Annotated in this window: 21 protein-coding genes; 9 read left to right on the plus strand and 12 right to left on the minus strand. The window is 64.0% G+C overall.

The genetic code is table 11. The features are described from left to right. Nucleotides 1–2: 2 nt before the first annotated feature. Nucleotides 3–884, plus strand: coding sequence for a hypothetical protein (locus AB4097_RS01955; protein ID WP_442036717.1), 882 nt, complete (start codon nucleotides 3–5; stop codon nucleotides 882–884). Between the two features lie 220 nt (nucleotides 885–1,104). Continuing rightward, nucleotides 1,105–2,478 carry a CBS domain-containing protein gene (locus tag AB4097_RS01960; RefSeq protein WP_442036719.1) on the plus strand — a complete coding sequence of 458 codons (1,374 nt, stop codon included), beginning with the start codon at nucleotides 1,105–1,107 and terminating at the stop codon, nucleotides 2,476–2,478. Between the two features lie 187 nt (nucleotides 2,479–2,665). Here AB4097_RS01960 and thrS read toward each other — a convergent pair whose 3' ends face one another. Together thrS and yidD are read right to left on the minus strand one after the other, a co-directional pair. Continuing rightward, nucleotides 2,666–4,678 (minus strand): threonine--tRNA ligase, encoded by a 2,013-nt coding sequence (gene thrS, locus AB4097_RS01965; RefSeq protein ID WP_442036721.1) that lies wholly within the window; start codon nucleotides 4,676–4,678, stop codon nucleotides 2,666–2,668. A 74-nt stretch (nucleotides 4,679–4,752) separates the two neighbouring features. Beyond that, complete coding sequence (gene yidD, locus AB4097_RS01970; protein ID WP_442036757.1) at nucleotides 4,753–5,073, minus strand: membrane protein insertion efficiency factor YidD; 321 nt, start codon at nucleotides 5,071–5,073, stop codon at nucleotides 4,753–4,755. Nucleotides 5,074–5,327: 254 nt separating this feature from the next. Here yidD and AB4097_RS01975 point away from each other — a divergent pair, with 254 nt between their 5' ends. Further along, the gene (locus AB4097_RS01975) at nucleotides 5,328–6,359 is read left to right on the plus strand and encodes a radical SAM protein (RefSeq protein WP_442036723.1); all 1,032 of its coding nucleotides are present in this window, start codon (nucleotides 5,328–5,330) and stop codon (nucleotides 6,357–6,359) included. A gap of 5 nt (nucleotides 6,360–6,364) precedes the next feature. On the opposite strand, the gene AB4097_RS01980 is transcribed toward AB4097_RS01975, so the two are convergent. Further along, nucleotides 6,365–6,811, minus strand: a complete 447-nt coding sequence (locus AB4097_RS01980) for an iron-sulfur cluster assembly scaffold protein (RefSeq protein ID WP_442036725.1) — start codon at nucleotides 6,809–6,811, stop codon at nucleotides 6,365–6,367. A gap of 160 nt (nucleotides 6,812–6,971) precedes the next feature. Here AB4097_RS01980 and folE point away from each other — a divergent pair, with 160 nt between their 5' ends. The 4 genes from folE to AB4097_RS02000 all read left to right on the plus strand — a co-directional run bounded on the left by folE (nucleotide 6,972) and on the right by AB4097_RS02000 (nucleotide 10,370). Beyond that, nucleotides 6,972–7,607, plus strand: a complete 636-nt coding sequence (folE, locus tag AB4097_RS01985) for a GTP cyclohydrolase I FolE (protein WP_442036727.1) — start codon at nucleotides 6,972–6,974, stop codon at nucleotides 7,605–7,607. Nucleotides 7,608–7,616: 9 nt separating this feature from the next. Further along, nucleotides 7,617–8,033 (plus strand): phosphoribosyl-AMP cyclohydrolase, encoded by a 417-nt coding sequence (gene hisI / locus AB4097_RS01990; protein ID WP_442036729.1) that lies wholly within the window; start codon nucleotides 7,617–7,619, stop codon nucleotides 8,031–8,033. A gap of 83 nt (nucleotides 8,034–8,116) precedes the next feature. Beyond that, nucleotides 8,117–9,271, plus strand: coding sequence for an MFS transporter (locus tag AB4097_RS01995; protein WP_442036731.1), 1,155 nt, complete (start codon nucleotides 8,117–8,119; stop codon nucleotides 9,269–9,271). Between the two features lie 88 nt (nucleotides 9,272–9,359). Beyond that, a complete protein-coding gene (locus tag AB4097_RS02000) occupies nucleotides 9,360–10,370 on the plus strand; it encodes a patatin-like phospholipase family protein (RefSeq protein ID WP_442036733.1) in 1,011 nt (336 codons plus the stop codon). Here the strand turns inward: AB4097_RS02000 and AB4097_RS02005 are convergent, their stop codons facing one another. Together AB4097_RS02005 and AB4097_RS02010 are read right to left on the minus strand one after the other, a co-directional pair. Further along, a complete protein-coding gene (locus tag AB4097_RS02005) occupies nucleotides 10,371–10,802 on the minus strand; it encodes a CBS domain-containing protein (protein ID WP_442036735.1) in 432 nt (143 codons plus the stop codon). A 251-nt stretch (nucleotides 10,803–11,053) separates the two neighbouring features. Continuing rightward, a complete protein-coding gene (locus tag AB4097_RS02010; RefSeq protein WP_442036737.1) occupies nucleotides 11,054–11,869 on the minus strand; it encodes a rhomboid family intramembrane serine protease in 816 nt (271 codons plus the stop codon). A 350-nt stretch (nucleotides 11,870–12,219) separates the two neighbouring features. On the opposite strand from AB4097_RS02010, the gene AB4097_RS02015 reads away from it, so the two are divergent. Beyond that, nucleotides 12,220–12,903 (plus strand): transglutaminase-like cysteine peptidase, encoded by a 684-nt coding sequence (locus AB4097_RS02015; protein ID WP_442036739.1) that lies wholly within the window; start codon nucleotides 12,220–12,222, stop codon nucleotides 12,901–12,903. Nucleotides 12,904–12,953: 50 nt separating this feature from the next. Here AB4097_RS02015 and AB4097_RS02020 read toward each other — a convergent pair whose 3' ends face one another. The 5 genes from AB4097_RS02020 to cysE form a co-directional block, all read right to left on the minus strand. Beyond that, complete coding sequence (locus tag AB4097_RS02020; protein WP_442036759.1) at nucleotides 12,954–13,235, minus strand: type II toxin-antitoxin system RelE family toxin; 282 nt, start codon at nucleotides 13,233–13,235, stop codon at nucleotides 12,954–12,956. Then, on the minus strand, nucleotides 13,225–13,470 hold the full coding sequence (locus AB4097_RS02025; protein ID WP_442036741.1) for a type II toxin-antitoxin system prevent-host-death family antitoxin: 246 nt from the start codon (nucleotides 13,468–13,470) through the stop codon (nucleotides 13,225–13,227). The genes AB4097_RS02020 and AB4097_RS02025 overlap by 11 nt, the downstream gene beginning before the upstream one ends. A 96-nt stretch (nucleotides 13,471–13,566) precedes the next feature. Next, the gene (locus AB4097_RS02030; protein WP_442036743.1) at nucleotides 13,567–14,097 is read right to left on the minus strand and encodes a gamma carbonic anhydrase family protein; all 531 of its coding nucleotides are present in this window, start codon (nucleotides 14,095–14,097) and stop codon (nucleotides 13,567–13,569) included. 61 nt (nucleotides 14,098–14,158) lie between these two features. Next, nucleotides 14,159–14,371 (minus strand): DUF3126 family protein, encoded by a 213-nt coding sequence (locus AB4097_RS02035; RefSeq protein WP_040637969.1) that lies wholly within the window; start codon nucleotides 14,369–14,371, stop codon nucleotides 14,159–14,161. A 92-nt stretch (nucleotides 14,372–14,463) separates the two neighbouring features. Continuing rightward, nucleotides 14,464–15,300 carry a serine O-acetyltransferase gene (cysE, locus tag AB4097_RS02040; protein WP_442036745.1) on the minus strand — a complete coding sequence of 279 codons (837 nt, stop codon included), beginning with the start codon at nucleotides 15,298–15,300 and terminating at the stop codon, nucleotides 14,464–14,466. Nucleotides 15,301–15,377: 77 nt separating this feature from the next. On the opposite strand from cysE, the gene AB4097_RS02045 reads away from it, so the two are divergent. After that, nucleotides 15,378–16,178 (plus strand): enoyl-CoA hydratase, encoded by an 801-nt coding sequence (locus tag AB4097_RS02045; protein WP_442036747.1) that lies wholly within the window; start codon nucleotides 15,378–15,380, stop codon nucleotides 16,176–16,178. 152 nt (nucleotides 16,179–16,330) lie between these two features. Here AB4097_RS02045 and AB4097_RS02050 read toward each other — a convergent pair whose 3' ends face one another. After that, on the minus strand, nucleotides 16,331–16,822 hold the full coding sequence (locus AB4097_RS02050; protein WP_442036749.1) for a class I SAM-dependent methyltransferase: 492 nt from the start codon (nucleotides 16,820–16,822) through the stop codon (nucleotides 16,331–16,333). 13 nt (nucleotides 16,823–16,835) lie between these two features. Next, nucleotides 16,836–17,600 carry an alpha/beta fold hydrolase gene (locus AB4097_RS02055; RefSeq protein ID WP_442036751.1) on the minus strand — a complete coding sequence of 255 codons (765 nt, stop codon included), beginning with the start codon at nucleotides 17,598–17,600 and terminating at the stop codon, nucleotides 16,836–16,838. Between the last annotated feature and the right edge of the window lie 469 nt (nucleotides 17,601–18,069).

An 18,069-nucleotide genomic window follows, 5' to 3' on the forward strand; every position in this document is an offset into this window, starting at 1 on the left:
CGATGCCTCTATTTGCAAGACAACTCTTTTCCATCCTCGGCCTGCTCAGCTTGATCGCTGCCGGTCCGGCCTTGGCCCAGTCCCCCGCCGTGCCGTCCATGTCGCAGAACCTCCCTGCGCTCTCCCTCGGGCAGGTGATGCTGAACACCGGGGCGGCCTTCGCGGGAAGCAACGAGCCGATCCGCTCGGGGCTGGTGTGGCGCATCTTCGAGGATCGCGGGGATGCGTCCCAGCCCAATATCATCGCCCGTTCCACCAGTCCCATGCCGAGCTTCACCCTCTCGCCCGGCAACTACATCATCCACGTGGCTTACGGTTTCGCGAGCGCCTCGAAGCGGATCAGCGTGCAGCGGGGCAACCTCAACGAGCGGCTCGTCATCAATGCCGGAGCCCTTCAGCTCAAGGGCGCCGTGAGCGGAAGCCCCATTCCGACGAACCGTCTCTCCTTCTCCGTCTACGTGCCGGAGGCGCAGAATTCCGAAGGCCGTCTCGTGATCGCCGATGCCAAGGCCAACGATATGATCCGCCTGCCCGAGGGCACCTATCACGTGGTCTCCACCTACGGCGATGCCAACGCCATCATGCGCAGCGACCTGAAGGTGGAATCGGGGCGCGTCACGGAAGCGACCCTCAACCATCGCGCCGCCACCGTGACGCTGAAGCTCGTCGGATCCGCCGGCGGCGAGGCCTTCGCCGGCACGGCCTTCAGCGTACTCACCCCGGGCGGCGACGTGATCCGCGAGGCCATCGGCGCCTTTCCCTCCGTCACTCTGGCGGAAGGCGAATACGTCCTGATCGCTCGCCACGAGGGCAAGGTCTATACCCGCGAGTTCAAGGTCGAGAGCGGCCTCGACCGCGATATCGAGATCATCGCCACTCCTTGAGATCGCTGAACCTTTCCCTCCCGGCGGCATTGACCGGAAGCTCGCGCATCGTGCGGAAAAGTGGACCCGGTTTTCCGGCCCGAACGATGCGCAAGTTTAAAATAGAAGCATCGGATCAATCCCAAAAGTGGTGTCCACTTTTGGGTCCGAGGCTTTGTCACCGGTCGCGCCGCCCATGAGCCTGAACTCCCAAGGCGTGACCTTGCTGGAGAGGAAGCTCATGAAAATCGCAGAGATCATGACCCGCAACGTCCGCGTGGTGAGTCCGGACAGGACCATCCAGGAAGCGGCGCGTCTCATGGACGAGATGAATGTCGGCGTGCTGCCCGTCTGCGACGGACGGCGCCTGCAAGGCATGGTGACCGACCGGGACATCACCGTCCGGGCGACGGCCGCCGGCCTCCCTCCCGACACGACCCGCGTGCGGGATGTCATGTCCGATAATATCTGGTGGTGCTTCGATGACGACGATGTCGGCCACATCGTGGAGCTGATGAGCGACCACCAGATCCGCCGCCTGCCGGTGGTCGATCACGACAAGCACCTCGTCGGCATCGTGGCGCTGGGCGATCTCGCGACGGATCGCGAAGGCGATGCTTCCCGTGCGCTGCACCGCATCTCCACGCCCTCCGAACCGGACCGGACCGGCACCCCGACATCCGCCCGGGCCGACCAGACCCGAGGCGGCGGACAAGCCCGTCTGACGGGCGACGAGCGCCGCGAGCTGGATCGTCGGCTGAGGAACGACGATGACGACTGGCGACATCGCCCGCACGACTACCACGACGACAGGCGCGGACGCGACGAGCGCTCCCGCAATCCTGGCCGCGAGGCATTCCGCTTCCGTGAGGAGGACGATGTGCGTGCCGCCTTCGGAAGCTTCGGCTATCCCGGCGAGGAAGGTGCCCGCAACGCCCGCATGCGCGGCGGCTTCGGCGGCGAGGGCTACCAGAGCTACGGCGACGAATATGCGGGACGCGGCTCCGCCGGCCGGGGCTACCATCCGAAGCGCTTCGGTGCTTCCACGATCACCGGCGAACGTGCGCGTCCGGGCGACGACAGCAACGAGGACGATCGCCGCATGCAGGGCCGCGAACGCACCTGGAGCCTCGTGAACGAGCCGCGGGATCACAGCAATTACGGCATGGGCCCGGGCAACACCCGCTTCGGCAACGACGCCACCGCCAGCCGCGGCGAGGTTCGCCGGGGCGAGCATCAGGGGCGTGGCCCGAAAGGCTATCAGCGCTCGGACGAGCGCATCCGCGAAGACATCAGCGAGCGCCTCACCGACGATGCCATGATCGATGCCTCCGAGATCGAGATTCAGGTCCAGAACCGGGAAGTGACCCTCACCGGCACCGTCCGCGACCGCAACGAGAAGCGGCGCGCCGAGGATCTGGCGGAATCCGTATCGGGCGTGAGCCATGTGCAGAACAACCTGCGCGTCGGTCAGCGTCAGGGAGCTCATGCCACGGGAACAGAGGCCGGTGACGCAGGTGCGGCGACAGGCAATCCCGGCAGCGGCACGGCGGGAACAGCGGCCGGTACGGCTCCGGGCGGACGCACGACGGGACGACAGCGGCAGACGAGCTGATCCGTCTGAACATGCACACCTTCGTCATCACCGGCCTTGTGCCGGTGATCTCGATTGTATGAAGCGCCGAGCTTCACCTTATTGAGATAGCCGGCACAAGGCCGGCCATGACTTGAGAAAAATCGAACGATCAAAAAAGGCAGCGCCTCATTTCAGAAGCGCCGCCTTTCAATCATGCGATCAGATTTTACGCCACCGTCCGCTCGACCACGTGATGACCGTCGAGCGTGGCGTGGCCTTCCGGCTCCGACACGGCCTTCGCCTGGCGTCGGCGGTCGGGAGTGACGGCCTCGGCGGCGAGAACCTTCAGGGCCTCTTCGAGGGTCATGGTCTGCTGGTTGGGACTGCCCAGGCGGCGGATCGAGACCGTGCGCTCGGCGGCCTCCTTGCGGCCCACCACGAGAAGCACCGGCACCTTCACGAGCGAATGCTCACGGACCTTGTAGTTGATCTTCTCGTTGCGAAGATCCGCCTCCACGCGAAGGCCCGCAGCCTCGGCGGCGCGCACCACTTCCATGGCGTATTCATCGCCCTCGGACGTGATGGTGGCGACCACCGCCTGCACCGGCGCGAGCCAGAGCGGGAAGTGACCGGCGAAATGCTCGATCAGGATGCCGGTGAAGCGCTCCATGGAGCCGCAGATCGCGCGATGCACCATGACGGGCGTCTTCTTCTGACCGTCCGCATCGACATAGAACGCGCCGAACCGCTCCGGCAGGTTGAAGTCCACCTGCGTGGTGCCGCACTGCCAGTCGCGGCCGATGGCGTCGCGCAGCACGTACTCGAACTTCGGCCCGTAGAACGCGCCCTCGCCCGGATTGATCGATGTCTGGATGCGTCCGCCGGACTGGTCCTCGATCTGTTTGAGGACGCGGGTCATCACGTCTTCCGCGTGATCCCACATCTCGTCGGTGCCGACGCGCTTCTCGGGACGGGTCGAGAGCTTCACGACGATCTCGTCGAAGCCGAAATCGGCGTAAGTGGAGAGGATCAGGTCGTTGATCTTCAGGCACTCGGCGGCGAGCTGGTCTTCCGTGCAGAAGATGTGCGCGTCGTCCTGCGTGAAACCGCGCACGCGCATGAGGCCGTGCAGCGCGCCCGACGGCTCGTAGCGATGCACGTTGCCGAACTCCGCGAGGCGCAGCGGCAGGTCGCGATAGGACTTCAGGCCGTGCTTGAAGATCTGCACGTGGCCCGGGCAGTTCATCGGCTTGATGGCGAAGACGCGCTCGTCCTCGGTCTGGGTCGCGAACATGTTCTCGCGGTACCAACCCCAGTGGCCCGAGGTTTCCCAGAGAGCCTTGTCGAGGATCTGCGGCGCGTTGACCTCCTGATAGGTGCCCTTCAGGCGGCGGCGCATGTAGGAGATGAGTTCCTGGAACACCGTCCAGCCCTTCGGGTGCCAGAACACGACGCCCGGCCCCTCCTCCTGGAAATGGAACAGGTCCATCTCGCGGCCCAGGCGGCGGTGGTCGCGCTTCTCCGCTTCCTCGAGCTGGCGGATATAGTTGTCGAGGTCCTCCTGGTTCGCCCAGGCGGTCGCGTAGATGCGGGTCAGCATGGCGTTGTTCGAGTCGCCGCGCCAATAGGCGCCCGCCACCTTCATGAGCTTGAAGGCGTTGCCGATCTTGCCTGTTGAGCTCATGTGCGGGCCGCGGCAGAGGTCGAACCAGTCGCCCTGGAAGTAGATCTTGAGATCCTGGCCTTCCGGAATCGCATCCACGAGCTCGACCTTGTAGGCCTCACCCTTCTCGGCGAACACCTGCTTGGCCTTGTCGCGGCTCCAGACTTCCTTGGTGAAAGGTTTGTCGCGCGCGATGATCTCGCGCATCTTCGCCTCGATGGCCGGGAAGTCCTCGGGCGTGAAAGGCTCGTTGCGGGCGAAGTCGTAATAGAAACCGTTCTCGATCACGGGACCGATGGTCACCTGGGTGCCGGGAAACAGCTCCTGCACGGCTTCGGCGAGCACGTGCGCGGCATCGTGCCGGATCAGCTCCAGGGCGCGGGGATCTTCGCGGTTCAGAAATTCGATCTTGGCATCGCGGGTGATCGGATCGGCGAGATCGGCGACCGTCCCGTCGAGCGCCATGGCGATTGTGCGCTTGGCCAGCGACTTGGCGATGCCGTCCACGATCTCGCGGCCGGTGATGCCGGATTCGTACTGGCGCTGGGCGCCATCGGGAAATGTCAGGGTGATCATCGAATGTTTCTCCTGGCTCACTCCTGCCAACGGAGCAGGTAAGCGGGGCCGACGGTTTGTTGGACAAGGCGAAATCAGCCGCCGTCAGGTTCGACCGGATCGCATGTAATCGGGGGAGCGTTGACGCCCCGCCACCGACCATAGGCCCAGGGCTTATACCAGGCGGAGCCTTCGGGCAATGTTTCGGGCACCAGATCGAGCCCATGGGTCCCGAAGGGACCGCAGCGGCAGATGCGGGCGAGCCCCATCCACCCGCCCGGCCAGAAGCCATGCCGCTGGATCGCCTCGTCGGTGTATTCCGAACAGGACGGCAGGTGCCGGCATTGACGGCCGATCAGTCCCGAAAGGGTGAGCTGATAGGAGCGGATCGCCACGTGAGCGACCCTGCGGGACAGATGCCCTTCCGTTGCCCTGTGTGGACTGCCTTTCACCTTTACCTCTCGACCTGACAACCTGACTCAAACAGCATCTGCAATCATAACGTGCCGTTCACGCAACGTTTCATCCAGAAAGAGCAACAATCACGACGCTTAAAATGCCTTGTGACACGCAACCTGTGCTCCGTTGTACGAGAATGCCGACGCAATGATACTTCATTGTATTTCAAAGATGCTTGCCAAGCCGCATAGCGGCAGTTTGGGCCCATACAATGACGGTGAAGATCGGAAAGTTCATCTGGGATATTACCTATGCCTGCCCGCTGAGATGCACGCATTGCTATACGGAATCTGGACGGCGGCCGGCTCGCACCCTCGATCGGGATGACGCCATGCGGGTCATCGACACGATCCTCTCGGCGCAAGCGAAGAAAGTGTCAATCAGCGGCGGTGAACCCCTGTCGGTTCGCTGGGCCGTCGATGCCATGAAGCGGCTGCATGATGCGGGTGTTGCCGTGACGGTCTTCACGAGCGGCTGGTCTATGCCGGAGCGGACGGCCCTCGCGCTCGCGGATGCGGTCTCGAGCGTGGCGGTCAGCATCGATGGCGCGGACGCGGCCATCCACGATGCGATCCGCGGGCGGGACGGCGCATTCGAACGTGGGATGAAAGCGCTGGACATTCTTCATCGCGTGAAGGATGAGCGCAAGGCAGCCGGGCAGGCCAGCTACACGCTCGGGATCGACTATACCCTGACCCGCTCGGGCGCGAATGAGGCGGATCTGGAGCGGTTCGTATCGGCCGCCGTCAAACGGTTCCCGAACCTCGACTTCATTCGCTTCGGGGCGGTCATTCCGTCGGGTCTGGCCGCCGAGCCGGAATTTGAAGCGACCGAGCTTCTGTCCATCCAGGAACTGGTCGATCTGATCGATGTCGGTCGTCGCCTTGCCGCCCGTGAAGGCAGCGGCATCGATATCTCCGTAACGGACGTACGATATTTTCTGCCCCAGCCGGATGTGAGCGCTGTCGATCTGGATATCCTTCATATCGAGCCCGATGGAGCGCTTCGCGCTTTTCCGATCTACGAGGCGAAGGTCGGCAATATTCTCGACGAGCCCCTGGACGTTCTCTGGCCACGGGTACGGGCGTGGCGTTCGGATCCGTTCGTCGCCGGCCAGATGGAAGCGATCCAGACCATGGCCGACTGGGCAAGCGCGGCCCGGACCCTGGATCGCCACTACGGCTCTCATGACGACCGCGAGCGAATTGCGCGGCGCGGGCAGCCGGTGCTGCTCCCGGCCTGAAGCATCTATCCAGCGCTCTCTGTCCGCCGGGCCTCGATCTGTTTGAGCGCATCGACGACCGCATCGAATGTGAGCAGGATCGAGGCGTGGCGCGCCTTGTAGTCTCGCAGGGGCTCCAAGACCTTGAGGTCTTCCCACTTCCCCTGGGGGGCCTCTCCGTCGGATTTCAGCAGACGACTTGCCGCATCGCGGACCTCGCGAAGCTCCTCTATGGTCGCGCCGATTATATTCCGCCCCATGATAGACGACGAAGCCTGGCCGAGGGCGCAGGCCTTTACGTCATGGGCAAAAGCCGTCACGACATTGCCGTCAAGCTTGAGGTAGACCGTGACGGTCGAGCCGCATAGCTTGGATCGTGCCGTCGCGGACGCATCGGGTGCGGGCAGCTGCCCCAGATGCGGGATATCGGCGGCCAGTTCGAGAATGCGCCGGCTGTAGATCTCATTCAGCATTTCGTCTCATGACATGACGGTTGGGAATGTGCTCATATGTCTATATAAGCGCTGTGACAAAGTTCTGCGACATTGGCCGGTTTGGCGCTTGTTGGAAAGAAATTAGAAACTGCCGGGCAGCCAAGCTTCCTCGGTGCAACGTTGAGAAAAGAGGCTCCACGTGAGTGATGTGGTTAAGTCCTTGTCCACGCGGCTGACGACCGCTGCCGACAAGCCCGTGACATCTCCGACCCGGGAAGAAGCAGAAGCGGCCGTTCGCACCCTGCTTCGCTGGGCAGGTGACGATCCGAGCCGTGAAGGCCTGCAGGATACGCCCAAGCGCGTCGTCAAGGCATTCCGCGAATTCTACTCCGGTTACAGCGAGGATCCCTCGGAAATTCTCGACAAGATCTTCGCCGAGGTCGAAGGCTACGACGACATCGTGCTCGTGCGCGACATCCCCTTCTACTCCCATTGCGAGCATCACATGGTGCCGTTCTACGGCGTCGCGCATGTGGCTTATTACCCCACCAAGGGCGTCGTCGGGCTGTCCAAGCTCGCCCGTCTCGTGGACGCCTATGCCCGCCGGCTGCAGACTCAGGAGACGATGACCTCCCAGATCGCCAGGGCGATGGTCGACGCCCTGGAGCCGCGCGGGGTGGCGGTGATGATCGAGGCCGAGCACATGTGCATGTCCATGCGCGGCATCCAGAAGGCAGGCGCCCTGACGCTCACCACACAGTTCACGGGAATCTTCAAGGAAGATCCGGCCGAGCAGGTGCGTTTCCTGACGCTCGTGCGGAACAGCCGGAGCTAAAGACTTCCCATGAGCGTATCGCCGTCCAGTCCCTTCCCTCCCCCTGGCTCCAAGACCGAACTTGAGGAAGGGACCGTCCTGTCGCCGCGCTTTGGGCCGGATGGGCTGATCACCTGCGTCACCACCGATGCCGCCACCGGCGAGATCCTCATGGTCGCCCACATGAATGCCGAAGCCCTGGCGCGGACCATCGAGACGGGCGAAGCCTGGTACTGGTCCCGTTCGCGCGGGGAACTCTGGCACAAGGGTGCGACCAGCGGGCAGATCCAGACGGTCAGGGAGCTGCGGATCGACTGCGACCAGGACGCCCTGCTGCTGAAGGTTCAGGTCGCAGGCGACGGCGGCTGCTGTCACACCGGGCGCCGCTCCTGCTTCTACCGGAAGGTCGAAACGGCGGACGGCCCCGCCCGCCTCGTGATCGATTGAGACCGGCAGCCCTCCCGAACTGTCGGGCTGCCATCGTCCGATAGGCGGATGCAGTTTCCCGGTATTCGGGTTAGGAAGACCCGATGATGCGACGTGACCTTCTCCCCGCGCGGCTCGCCGCCAGCGCCATCTTCTTCGGCAACGGCTTCGGTATCGGCACCTGGGCGGCCCAGCTTCCCCGGTTCAAGGAATCCCTCGGGCTTTCCGACGGCCAGCTCAGCCTCGGCCTCCTGGCTTTCTCCCTCGGGGCGGTCGCGCTCATGCCCATCATCGGCTGGGCCGTGGCGGTGGTCGGCAGCCGCACCATGACGACGATCGCCGCCTTCACCTTCGCGGCGGCCCTGTCCCTCCCGGGCTTTGCGCCGAACTTGAGCCTCTTCGTGGCGGCCGCCCTTGTGGCCGGAGCCTGCAACGGCACCATGGACATTGCGATGAACACCAATGCCACGGTGGTCGAAAAGGCCTGGGGCTCGGCCATCATGTCCTCCTTTCATGCCTTCTTCAGCCTTGGCGGACTGGCGGGAGCCGGAGCCTCCGGCCTTCTCATCGCCCTCGATGTCGGCATTGTCCCGACGCTTCTGATCTCCTGCCTCGGCATGGGTCTGCTCTTCCTGATCGCCTCCTTCGGGATGCTCGGGGAAACGGAACGGGCGACGGAGGGACATGGCTTCGCCTGGCCGCGGGGGAGTGTCCTCATCCTGGCCGTGCTCGCCATGTTCTGCTTCCTCGTCGAGGGCGCTATGGTCGACTGGACGGCGATCTATCTCCAGACCGTTGCCGGCGCGAGCCTGGAGACCGCCGTCACCGGCTTCGCGGCGTTCTCCCTCGCCATGACGGTCTGCCGCTTCATGGGCGACTTCGTCGTCCGGCATCTCGGCCGCGTCCGCACCCTGCAGCTCGGCGGACTGCTCTCGGCGTTCGGCCTGGCCCTGGCGCTGCTGCTGCCGCAGCCCCTGCCTGCCGCTTTCGGCTTTGCTCTGGTCGGGATCGGTCTCGCCAACACGGTGCCGGTCCTGTTCAGCACCGCCGGGCAGATGAAGGACTTTCCGCCCAGCATGGGCGTCGCCATGGTGGCAACTTTGGGGTATGGCGGCCTGCTACTCGGCCCCCCGCTCATCGGGTTCGGGGGGGAAATCTTCGGCCTTCGTGCGATGCTGGGCGTGCTCATCGGCCTCGCCTTCGTCATCATCATTTTGTCGCAGCGGGCATTGCAGCGCGCCACTGTTCAGTTTTCCTGAACCAGTCCTACTTGAAACTTAAGGGCATCTTTCATGCGGTCTTCATGCCGGGACCGTATGAAAGGAAAGCAAGGCCTTGGAGCGATCAATGTTGTGGGACGGGATTGCCCGGCGCAGCGCCGGATCAGGGGGTGGCGGAGGAGCGACCGAGGTGAAGCAGCCTACGGAACGCGACCCGCGCACGAAGAGCAGGATCGGCCTGGCACTGGGCGGCGGGGCGGCACGCGGCTGGTCCCATATCGGCGTGCTCCGCGTCCTCACGGAAGCGGGCATCGTTCCGGACGTGATTGCAGGCTCCTCCATCGGGGCCGTGGTCGGCGGCTGCTATGCGGCCGGAAAGCTCGACGAGCTGGAGGCCTTCGCCCTGTCCCTGACCAAGCGGCGCGTCATGGGCCTCCTCGATTTCCATTTCAGCGGCGCGGGCCTGATCGCCGGCGGGCGCCTGCAGCGGCTCCTCGACCAGGATCTGGTGGACCGCCGGGTCGAGACCCTGCCGGTCAAGTTCTGCACCATCGCGACCGAACTGGTGAGCGGCCACGAGATCTGGCTCACCCGCGGCCCCCTGGTGCAGGCCATGCGGGCATCCTATGCCCTGCCGGGCATCTTCGATCCGGTCATGATCGGTGGGCGCTGGCTCATGGACGGCGCCCTGGTCAATCCGATCCCGATCACGGCCGCCCGGGCTCTCGGCGCCGACATCGTGATTTGCGTGAACCTCAACGGCGAGGTGCGCGTGCGCGGAACGGTCATCCAGTCCTACGATACCGGGACGAGCGACGAGCAGGAGATCGAAGAAGCCATCGATGAGGCTCCGCGGCGCTGGGGGATCTTTCCGGGAACCCGGGGAGACAAGCCGCGCAAGCCGAACGCCCCAGGCCTTGCCACGGTCATGGTCGATGCCTTCAACATCACCCAGGATCGTATCGCCCGCTCGCGGCTCGCCGGAGACCCTCCCGACATCATGGTCGCGCCGAAGCTCGCCAAGATGGGCCTGTTCGAGTTCCATCGCGCCCAGGAATGCATCAGCCTGGGCCGGCAGGCGACGGAACGCGCCCTGCCGGACATCCTCGAACTGTTGCAGGAGACGCAGGCGAGATAATCAAGCCGTCGCGATATATTCCTTGATCGCCTGTGTCTCCGCCTCGACCTCTTCGAGGCGCAGCTTCACCACGTCACCGATGGAGATGATGCCGGCAAGACGCTCGCCCTCGACGACGGGAATGTGCCGGAACTTCTGCTGGGTCATCAACTCCATGATGTCGTTGATGGAGGTCTCGCCCGTGCAGGTCACCACCTTCCCGGTCATGAAACGGGAGACCGGCTCGTCCAGGGCCTTGGCACCGTGAACCGCGACGGCGCGAACGATGTCGCGCTCCGAGATGATGCCGGAAACCGGGCGGTTCGCGTCCACGATGAGCAGAGCACCGATTCTTCGCTCTGAGAGTACCTTGGCCGCTTCGCTTAAGGATCGGCTCGGCTCGATGGTGGCGACGTCGCGGCCTTTGATCGAAAGGATTCGATTGACGATCATTCATTCCCTCCCGTTGTGCGAACGCGAAGGACGATCAGCCCTCCGTTCGCCAGAGCATCGGACCCAAAAGTGGATTCCACTTTTGGGATCCATCCGATGCTTATTCTTTAGTATGGCGCATCGTTGACGCGGAAAACCGGATCCGCTTTTCCGCACGATGCGCTTACTGAAGTCCGGGTCAACCTCCCCAAAGATATTGGGACGAGAGCCCTACGTCAGCCATAAGATGATTGGAGGAAACCGTGGTGGTTTCAAGCCGAGATGCGGCTCGGCCGGGCTGGAAAGGGGTCCAGGAAAGGGAAAATCGCGAGGCCGGCCAGGAAGCCGCCGATATGTGCCTCCCAGGCGATGCTCGCATCCATCATTCCAACGGGTTGGACGAAGGCGAACACGTAGTTTGCCGCAAACCAGATGCCGAGGAAAATCAGCACCTGACGGTTGCGCACCATATGGCCCAAGGTTTCGCGCGGCCTCTCGTGCGGCTGCGCGAGACGCCCCTCCCGGTGCCAGGCCGGCGGAGAGAAGATGAACCAGGATGCGGCCGCCATGAGACCGGACACCGCGCCGGAGGCACCGATCATCGGCAGGACCTGCATGGGATTCATGAACGCGTAGAAGATCGCGCCGCACACGGCCGAGACGGCCATGAGGATGAAAAACCGTCCGGCGCCCACGCGCCTGACGATGGGCGTGCCGAACGCGGCGAGCCAGACGCTGTTGATGAGGACATGGGCCCAGGAGCCATGGAGGAAGGCATAAGTCAGGGCGGTCCAGGGCCGCCCCTCCTCCTTGGCCAGCACGTATTGCGCCAGCGCCATCATGGGGGAAATCGTATCCTCCGGCACGCCCTCCCGAAGGGATTGCATGACCTCGTCGATCCGAACCCCTCCGAACGCCACGGACCAGCGCGCGGGAATGACCGCCCAGTCGATGATCAGCGTGAAATCCGTCTCATCGGACAGGAGGAGCCGAACGGCATGAATGCCGATCAGCACAGCCAAGGATAGGGCAATGGCCGTCGGCAGGTTGAGGATCGGCTCACGGACGCGGGGCGGATGTGGGGGCATGAACAGCTTTTTGTCTGGCCACCGACCTCAATCCTTAAGCCGGCAGCATTCGATTTCTCATTTGAGTAGCCCCGATCAGGGTCGTCCGTCGAGTAAAACCCACAAGATCCGGTGCCCTCCCCTAGCTGGCGCATCACCTGAGGCGCCCCTCTGGGTACGCACGATGCTTTAACGGCCAAGCTTGCCTGAGAGGAATGTGCTCTTTCGTCTTCGCGGGTGCCTTGATCTTTTTGTTAACCATGATGGAACCGCCCGGACCGCGACGCGTTAACTCACCTTTTACTTTTTCCTTGAGCCTGAAATGTAACCATGTCAGTTTGGTTAAAAGAACGTTAACCGGCTGGTGGGGCATGCGGCAGGATTATTTCAAGAACAGCCTTTTCTGTGGCGCAAATGAGAAGTCTGTCGCTTTCAGGACGTCCGTCAAGGCAGCTCTGCTGGGCCTATCCTTCCTCCTCTGCGGAACCGGCGCTCAGGCCCAGACCTTGGCGTCCCTGCCCTCGTCCAGCGCTCCGATCATGAGTGTCGGCTCTGCCAGACCGCTCCAGGGCTGGTCGGAGTTCTGCGCGAAATATCGGTCCGAATGCGCCGTGAACGTGTCCGAGGCCGACACAATCGAGATGACTCCCGAGGCCTGGAAAGCCCTCGTATCCGTGAATCAGCGCGTGAATTCCACGATCAAGGCCGTGACGGATGCCGATCACTGGGGCGTCGTCGACATCTGGGGCTTTCCCGATGACGGCAAAGGCGACTGCGAGGACTTCCAACTCCTGAAGCGCAAGCTCCTGGCCGAGGCGGGCCTGCCTCGCCGCGCCATGCGCATGACGGTCGTGATCGACGAGCTCGGCGAGGGTCATGCGGTGCTGATGGTCCGCACCAGCCGGGGCGATTTCGTCCTCGACAACAAGAAGAATGCCATTCTGCCCTGGCACCAGACGGGCTACGTCTACATCAAGCGCGAGAGCCAGGACGTGGTCGGCTGGGTGTCTCTCGGCGGCATCATCTCGTCGCCCACCACCACGGCGAACCGGTAAAGCGGAAACCGGGGTCGCACATCGGATGCCCCGGACGATGAGGCCGACCGTCAGCGCTTCCTCGCCGACCTGTAAACTTCGGCCCCCTCACGTTTGCCGACCGCCACGACGAGCACTGTGATGGTGTCGTCATTGACCCGATAAACGAGACGGTAGCCTGCCGCCCGAAGCTTGATCTTGTAGTGATCCGCCATGTTTCTGAGCGCATCGGCCGGAATGCGGGGTTCCTTCAACCGCTCCGCAAGCTTCTTCTTGAACTGCTCGCGAAGCGTGCTCCCCAGCTTGCTCCACTCTTTCAGAGCTGACGGCAGGAACTCCAGCTTATAGATCATCAAGCGTGACGGGCACCGGGACTTCGCCGGAGCGCTCTTCGATCGTTTGCACCAGTCTAATATCGTCCAGCTGCTCCATCATGGCCTCGAATGTTTCGGCCGGCACCATATAGGCCATGACCCGGTTGTGGTTCAGGACCGCCACTGGAGAACCATCGGCTTCATTCATGATTGCTGTCGGATTTTTCTTCAGATCGGAGACGCTCACTGCGATCTCCGCTTCCACGCGCTGCATCGAACGCCTCCCTTGCAGAGACGTAATATAGTAAAATTTGACCTGATTTCAATGCTCTTTCAGGTCCGAATTTCAGTGCAAATTCTGCAGCACAGCTCAACCGATCCGCTTCAGTCCTTTCGCGAAACGCTTCCAGTTGTCTACGTAGTTCCTGGCGGACCAGCGGAGCCGCTCGATCGTCTCCTCGTCGAGCACGCGGATGGCCTTGGCGGGTGCTCCGACGATGAGGGAATTGTCCGGAAACTGCCTCCCCTCGGTCACGAGTGAATTGGCCCCGACCAGGCAATTGGCCCCGATCCGCGCATGGTTGAGCACCGTGGCCCCCATGCCGATCAGGGAATTATCGCCGATCGTGCAGCCGTGCAGGATGGCCTTGTGGCCGATGGTGCAGCCCGCTCCGACCGCGAGAGGAGCGCCCATATCCGTGTGGAGCAATGCTCCTTCCTGGATGTTCGTCCCCTCGCCGATGTCGATCAGCTCGTTGTCGCCCCGCAGCACGGCTCCGAACCAGATGCCCACATCCGATCCCAGTCGCACCTTGCCGATCACGTGGGCATCCGGAGCGACCCAGAAGCGCCCGGGTTCGGGAAGGATCGGAGCAGTGTCGTCGAGGCTGTAGATCGGCATCGCAGGTCCACATGAAAAAACAGCAGAACCTGAGGGAGAGGTTCTGCTGCGGGAGAGCCGGTTAGTCCTCGAGATCCGTGTCGAGGATCGCCATGGTGAAATTGTAGGAGCGATCGCCGTCCTCGTCGTCGAGGAAGAGCACGCCGACGAATTCCTCACCGATGTAAACTTCCGCCGAGTCAGCCTTCTTCGGGCGACCGACGACGCGGATCGAGTGGTTCGCAAAGGTCTGGCGCAGGTAGCGCTCGACTTTAGCCATCTCGGTTTTATCCACTACAGGTCCTTTCTTGATGTCACGGATGGTGCACTTGCCATGCCCGGCAAACGCGAGCAAGCGGGGTTAGGTCCCTGGAGGGATAGTACCCCTCAGATTCCGTCGGATTCGGAAAAGCAATGATCCATGGAGCGGGAAGGCTCCTCGCAGCCGGCCGTGCCGACGACCTTCGCCGGGACGCCCGCCACCGTGGCATTGTGGGGCACGGGCTTGAGCACGACGGACCCGGCGGCGATCCGGGCGCAATGCCCGACCTCGATATTGCCGAGGATCTTGGCTCCGGCGCCGATCAGAACCCCGTGGCGGATCTTGGGATGCCGGTCTCCCCGCTCCTTGCCGGTGCCGCCGAGCGTCACGTCCTGGAGCATGGAGACATTGTCCTCGACGACCGCGGTGGCGCCCACTACGAGTCCGGTGGCATGGTCGAGGAAGATGCCGCGCCCGATGCGGGCCGCCGGATGGATGTCGGTCTGGAACGTGTCGGAGGAGCGGCTTTGAAGATAGAGGGCGAAATCCTGGCGCCCCCTCGTCCAGAGCCAATGGGCCAGGCGATGGGTCTGAATGGCGTGGAAGCCCTTGAAGTAGAGCACGGGCTCGATGGCCCGGGTCACGGCCGGGTCGCGGTCCATGACGGCGCTGATGTCGGCCCGGAAGGCCGCGCCGATGGATTTGTCGTTCTCGACGGCCTCGAGAAAGATCTGTTCGATGATGTCGGCCGGGACGGCGGCATGGCCGAGGCGCGAGGCGACACGATGGATGACGGCGGCCTCCAGGCTCGGCTGGTGCAGGATGGCGCTCAGCACGAAACCGGCAATCGCCGGCTCGGCCTGAACGATCGCCTCGGCCTCGGAGCGCAGGCGATTCCACACCGGATCGACCTTGCCGGCCACGGCGTCCGGGGCTCCCGGCTTGAGGCGCGTCTGTGTCATCGTACTCTCCTCGGCGACTTCTCGACCGTCTTCATAGATAAGAAGCCCAAGCCCCTTACCATAGGTTCCAACGAGCCATGACCTACTCTTTTTCGCCCTCGACGTCCAAGCTTGTCGTGTCCCTGTCCGGCGGCATCGCGACCCTGGCCATCGACAACCGCCCCAAGCACAATGCGCTCGACCTGGAAATGTGGACGGCCTTTCCGGACATCATGGTCGCACTCGACCGGGATCCGCAGGTGCGCGTGGTCGTGCTGCGGGGCGCAGGTCGGGAATCCTTCGCGTCAGGCGCCGATATCGGCGAGTTCGCGACCCTGCGGGCCGATGCGGAAGGCGGACGCCGCTACGAGGCCACGAACGAGGCCGCCTTCTGGGCCGTCGCCCGCTGCTCCAAGCCGGTCGTCGCCATGATCCGCGGCTTCTGCCTCGGCGGCGGCTTCGGCCTCGCCCTCTCCTGCGACCTGCGCGTCGCCTCCGAGAGCGCCGTCTTCGGCATCCCGGCCGCGCGGCTCGGGATCGGCTACCCGCCCGGCGCCATGAAGCTGGTCACGGCCGCCGTCGGGGCCCCGGCCGCCAAGGACCTGTTCTTCACCGCGAGGCGGATCGACGCCCAGGAGGCCGCGCGCCTGGGCGTGGTGCAGCGCGTGGTCCCCGACGACCGGCTGGAGGAGACCGTCCTGGCGCTGGCCCGGACGATGGCGGAGAACGCGCCCCTGACGATCAAGGCCGCCAAAGCGGCCATCGACGAGGCGGCCGGGGCGGGGCATCCTAACGTCGATCCCGTCGCCCTCGCCGACCTCTGCTTCGACAGCGCCGACGCCGTCGAGGGACGCAACGCGTTTCTGGAGAAACGGAGCCCGGTTTTCAAAGGCCGCTGAGCGCGATACGGCCCCCACGTCATGGCCGGGCCTGTCCCGGCCATCTCGGTACGGAAAAGCACAGCGCTTCACAGCATCGGGATCACCGGCACAAGGCCGGTGATGACGAGACAAGTATATCGCTTGGCAAGGATCCAGGCGATGCGCTGACCTCAAGCCTCCCGCCGGTACACGAAATAGCGCCCTTCCGGCACCTTCGTCTCGGCCGAGATGTCACGGCACGAGGGCATGGGGAAGGCGCGGTCCCCGAGCAGGATACCGCCCGGCTGGAGCAGTCCTTCGAGCAAGGGCGCCAGGCGGCGGGCGAGGCTCAGGTTCGCGTCCTCGTCGCCGGTCCCGATATCGATGTGGATCAGGGCGGCGGAACCCCGCCCGTGCTTCTCGATGAAGGGCGGCAGGGTGACGAACAGGTCGCCGACGATCAGGTAGCCTTCCGGCGGATAGCAATCGGGATGGGCGGCGGGCGAGCGCTCGAAGGCGTAGATCTCACGCCCCGGCAGCCGGTCGCGCAGATGGTCGAAGGTGCGCCCGTTGCCGAGGCCGACTTCCAGCACGAGCCCGGCGGGACCGATCTCCCGGACGGCCCAGTCGAGCAGGTCGCGCTGGGCGGTCAGGCGCCGGATGGCGCTGTCGAGCCGGGTCATGCGCCCCTCCCCATCATGGCCGGCTGGCCAGGAAATCGAGCACGCCCTGCTTGTGCACCTTGTCGCCCACGGCAAGGTTGTGGTCCCGCCCGGGGATGTCGAGCGCGGTCGCATTGGGCATCAGGGCGGCCAGTTCCGGGCCGGAGCCCGACACGTCGTCCGCCGTGCCGACGGAGACCAGGGTCGGGAGCGTGATGGAGGCGACCTCCGCCTTCGTCAGCACCTGCCGCGAGCCCCGGATGCAGGCGGCGAGCGCGTGCAGGTCGCTGCCGTTCTGGTCCGCGAAGGCGCGAAACATGCGCTGCATCGGGTCGGTCAGATCGGCGAGGGAGCGCGCCTCCATGGCGTCGGCGATGCCGAGCGGCAGGCCGACGCCCTCCACGAGATGGATGCCGAGGCCGCCGAGCAGCATGGATCGCATGCGGTCCGGCGAGGCGAGCGCCATATGGGCGGCGATGCGCGCCCCCATGGAATAGCCCATCACGTCGGCCCGCTCGATGCCCAGATGATCGAGAAGCCGGCGGCCGTCCTCGGCCATGCGGTAGGAATCGTAGGCCGCCGGATCGTAGAGCTTCTCGCTCTGCCCATGGCCGCGATTGTCGAAGGCGACCACCCGGTATCCGGCCCGCGTCAGGGTCTTGACCCAGAGCGTGTTGACCCAGTTGACCGCGTGGTTCGAGGCGAAGCCGTGAATGAGGAGGATCGGATCGCCCTGACCCTCATGAGGCGGAACGTCGATATAGGCGATGCTCACGCCGTCGGAATTGAAATAGCGCATGGACCCAAGGAGAAGGTTGCCGGATGGGCGCAACCTAAAGCATTTTTCGAAGAAGTGGATCCGGTTCGCCGTTAAAAAATGCGAATGGACGAAGGCCAGAGGTGTTTCCGCTGACGCTCTGGCCGAAACTGACACCCTCACCGTCATGGCCGGACTTATCGTCCTGTCCAACTCTTTGCCCTCATCCTGAGGAGCCTGCGCAGCTGGCGTCTCGAAGGATCATCAAGTGCGCGCTGAATCCTCCTTCGAGACGCAGCCTCACGGCTGCTCCTCAGGATGAGGTGGGAGGACGTGACAAGCGAGTTCACCGGGCTGAAGTCCTGGCCAGCCCCCGCGAGGTGGTCCGGGGTTAATGTTAGTGCATGATGGGTCGTGGGGCTACGGTGGGTGTGGCCTGCGGAGCTGGTCTGGGTTGCGCAGCCGGCCATAGCACTACCTCGGGTGCGGGTGGCTTGTAGCCGAGCGATGA

Source organism: Microvirga sp. 2MCAF35 (assembly GCF_052115545.1).
In the GTDB taxonomy this organism is placed as follows: Bacteria; Pseudomonadota; Alphaproteobacteria; order Rhizobiales; family Beijerinckiaceae; genus Microvirga.

Coding starts and splice junctions, on each gene's coding strand:
- AB4097_RS01960 (WP_442036719.1), top strand. CDS start 1,105: ATGAAAATCGCAGAGATCATGACCCGCAACGTCCGCGTGGTGAGTCCG.
- AB4097_RS01955 (WP_442036717.1), top strand. CDS start 3: ATGCCTCTATTTGCAAGACAACTCTTTTCCATCCTCGGCCTGCTCAGC.
- AB4097_RS02025 (WP_442036741.1), bottom strand. CDS start 13,470: ATGCAGCGCGTGGAAGCGGAGATCGCAGTGAGCGTCTCCGATCTGAAG.
- AB4097_RS02045 (WP_442036747.1), top strand. CDS start 15,378: ATGACCTACTCTTTTTCGCCCTCGACGTCCAAGCTTGTCGTGTCCCTG.
- AB4097_RS02015 (WP_442036739.1), top strand. CDS start 12,220: ATGCGGCAGGATTATTTCAAGAACAGCCTTTTCTGTGGCGCAAATGAG.
- AB4097_RS01980 (WP_442036725.1), bottom strand. CDS start 6,811: ATGCTGAATGAGATCTACAGCCGGCGCATTCTCGAACTGGCCGCCGAT.
- hisI (WP_442036729.1), top strand. CDS start 7,617: ATGAGCGTATCGCCGTCCAGTCCCTTCCCTCCCCCTGGCTCCAAGACC.
- AB4097_RS01975 (WP_442036723.1), top strand. CDS start 5,328: ATGACGGTGAAGATCGGAAAGTTCATCTGGGATATTACCTATGCCTGC.
- AB4097_RS02000 (WP_442036733.1), top strand. CDS start 9,360: ATGTTGTGGGACGGGATTGCCCGGCGCAGCGCCGGATCAGGGGGTGGC.
- cysE (WP_442036745.1), bottom strand. CDS start 15,300: ATGACACAGACGCGCCTCAAGCCGGGAGCCCCGGACGCCGTGGCCGGC.
- AB4097_RS01995 (WP_442036731.1), top strand. CDS start 8,117: ATGATGCGACGTGACCTTCTCCCCGCGCGGCTCGCCGCCAGCGCCATC.
- AB4097_RS02030 (WP_442036743.1), bottom strand. CDS start 14,097: ATGCCGATCTACAGCCTCGACGACACTGCTCCGATCCTTCCCGAACCC.
- AB4097_RS02005 (WP_442036735.1), bottom strand. CDS start 10,802: ATGATCGTCAATCGAATCCTTTCGATCAAAGGCCGCGACGTCGCCACC.
- thrS (WP_442036721.1), bottom strand. CDS start 4,678: ATGATCACCCTGACATTTCCCGATGGCGCCCAGCGCCAGTACGAATCC.
- AB4097_RS02055 (WP_442036751.1), bottom strand. CDS start 17,600: ATGCGCTATTTCAATTCCGACGGCGTGAGCATCGCCTATATCGACGTT.
- AB4097_RS02050 (WP_442036749.1), bottom strand. CDS start 16,822: ATGACCCGGCTCGACAGCGCCATCCGGCGCCTGACCGCCCAGCGCGAC.
- AB4097_RS02010 (WP_442036737.1), bottom strand. CDS start 11,869: ATGCCCCCACATCCGCCCCGCGTCCGTGAGCCGATCCTCAACCTGCCG.
- AB4097_RS02020 (WP_442036759.1), bottom strand. CDS start 13,235: ATGATCTATAAGCTGGAGTTCCTGCCGTCAGCTCTGAAAGAGTGGAGC.